Annotated in this window: 4 protein-coding genes; 1 reads left to right on the top strand and 3 read right to left on the bottom strand. The window is 61.4% G+C overall.

Translation table 11 applies throughout. The annotated features are described in order from the left end of the window. The coding region (locus ACPYOJ_RS34285) for an NAD(P)-binding protein (RefSeq protein WP_481420209.1) at nt 1-550 on the bottom strand (550 nt) is incomplete at its 3' end. Nucleotides 551-941: 391 nt separating this feature from the next. Further along, nucleotides 942-1103, bottom strand: a complete 162-nt coding sequence (locus ACPYOJ_RS34290) for a hypothetical protein (protein WP_481420210.1) — start codon at nt 1101-1103, stop codon at nt 942-944. 253 nt (nt 1104-1356) lie between these two features. On the opposite strand from ACPYOJ_RS34290, the gene ACPYOJ_RS34295 reads away from it, so the two are divergent. Next, nucleotides 1357-1692, top strand: a complete 336-nt coding sequence (locus tag ACPYOJ_RS34295) for a DUF2147 domain-containing protein (protein WP_481420212.1) — start codon at nt 1357-1359, stop codon at nt 1690-1692. Between the two features lie 56 nt (nt 1693-1748). On the opposite strand, the gene ACPYOJ_RS34300 is transcribed toward ACPYOJ_RS34295, so the two are convergent. Further along, nucleotides 1749-2182, bottom strand: a 434-nt coding sequence (locus tag ACPYOJ_RS34300) for a Crp/Fnr family transcriptional regulator (RefSeq protein ID WP_481420211.1), incomplete at its 5' end; no start/stop codon positions are given.

Below are 2182 nucleotides of genomic sequence, written 5' to 3' on the forward strand. Positions count from 1 at the left end.
TGGCAGAAGCGATCAGCGTGCCGTAGCCGTCCGGAAGGCGCCAGTTGTTGTTTGTGGAGGCGCGGTTGTAAGCGGCGTAGTCCGTCGCTGAGATGCGTTCCAGTTCGTCGCCGCTGATGTATCCGCTCAAGGCCTGAAGATAGGCAGACCAGGGACTGCCGGGATCAAGCGTATCCGATGCCCGGTCGCTTGCGGGCGGCGCCGTGACGATCCGATCCGTCCAGCGGCTGAAGGCGCTCCAGGCCGCCTCCTGGTCTTCCTGTGAGAAGCCGAGATCGCGGAACTGCTGACCCCAGGCCGTCGGACCGCGATGCACCGCAAAACCGGTGTCTTCGGCGATGCGGGTCCAGGGATTACGATCGGCCGAATGGAGGTAGCCGCAGCCAAGATCGACGGGACCGGCGGGCGTCTGCACGGTCCATGCACGGCCGCCGATCCTGGGGAGCGCCTCCAGGACTGACACGGACAGACCGGAGCCCACGAGACGGCGGGCGGCGCCGATGCCTGCAGCGCCCGCCCCGACGATCACGATATCTGCTTCAGAGTTCATTCTATCTTTTGCGCCTATTGATCGCCGGAGAGTAGCCGGTCGCGGAGGCAAGAGCCGGCAAGACGTCGAGATAGGCATTTGCGCCGGAGTGCGATCCATCGTCAAGTCGCTGGCGCCGCCGAGGTGGACGGAGGGCGCAGGTCGCTCCTGTCACAACAGAGGGCTTGGCCGTCCTTCGCGCTCGCTGTCGTTAAGTTCATGCGCAATATCTTCTGCATCTTCCCTGGAGAGCCGGACGAGGTCTCTGCCGTTCGAGGCTGCGGGCAAGCCCGTCATCAAGTCGGTGACCCTCCATGTTCCGCGGGCTTCCGCCTCCGCATGGTAACGGTTCTTGCGGTCTTCGGGTGAACCAGTCGGCGTGTCTCCCGTTGGTTCTCCGGGCTTCAAGGGATCAGGCAACATAGAAGATCAATCCGACCACGGCTACGCCTGCCACCCCCGTGACGAGCCACCAGAAGATTGACCTCGCACGTGGGTTGGTTCGAACCTGCGTCGCGACGTCCGGCCGAGGTGGTGGTTCGCTATCCTGTCGCGTGTCGAGATATTTTGTCATGGTCGCATCCTGGCTGCCGGGTAAAGCGTCCCCGCAAGGGCGCTCCATCCGTGGTTAGCGAAGCCCGCGCCGGAGGCCGAGATATCCCCGTGGCGCCTTGCCGACGCGTGGTGGCCTCCTAACTGCCGTTAGACATGGTCTACGCCACACGACCACTGCGGAACGAGCCGAAGGGTTATCCGGTTCCGGTCCGGTAGCGTACGGTCGGACGCGCGCCTCGCGAGGGGGAAACGACATGAAAATGGAACCGACGATGAAACGGGCGACCGTTGCGATCGCCTTTTCCATGACCACCGGACTTGCATCGGCCGGCGACCCTGTCGTGGGAGACTGGAAGACGGAAGTGGGAACGACCGCCACCATAAGCCGCTGCGGCCAGGTCTATTGCATTAGGATGAAAACAGGCAATCACGCTGGAAAACAGATCGGTTCCTTCTCCAGAACGGATGAAGGTTACCACGGCGAAATTACCGAGCCTGACAGCAGGAAGACATTCACAGGCAGCCTCAGTGTTTCCGGCGATATCATGAGGATGAGCGGTTGCACGATGAAGGTGGTGTGTCTCACGCAAACCTGGCAACGCCTGTAGCGGGTCCTGACGTAACGTCAGGTTCGATCCGGCGGTGGTCGCCCTCAGCGATGCGATCAAGCTTCTCGACTAACCGGATCTTCTACACTGATCGGAATGCCGACGAGGCGCTCATATTCCGCCTCGGGCACGCCGTAGCAGCCACCGGCGACTTCTTCGAGCTTCTGCCTGTCGAGAACACGAATATTGCCACGCGTCGCTCTGATTGCGTGGATGCCTTCGAGGATGTGCAATTCGTTTGTGACGCCAGACCGCCGGACACCGAGCATGATTGAAAGGAATTCGTGCGTCAGCGGAAGGTCGTCGCCGTCCAGACGGTCATGACACATCAGCAACCATCGAGCGAGACGCACATGCATGCTGTACCGGGCGTTTGCCAGAGCAGAATGGGCAAGCTGCAGCTCAGCCGATTGCACGTATCGCAGCAGCAGATCTCTGGTCAGCCTGTGGCTTTCGACAACGGCTATGAAATGGTCGACCGGTACTGTTA

The organism is Rhizobium sp. SVR5-9E (genome assembly GCF_056755095.1).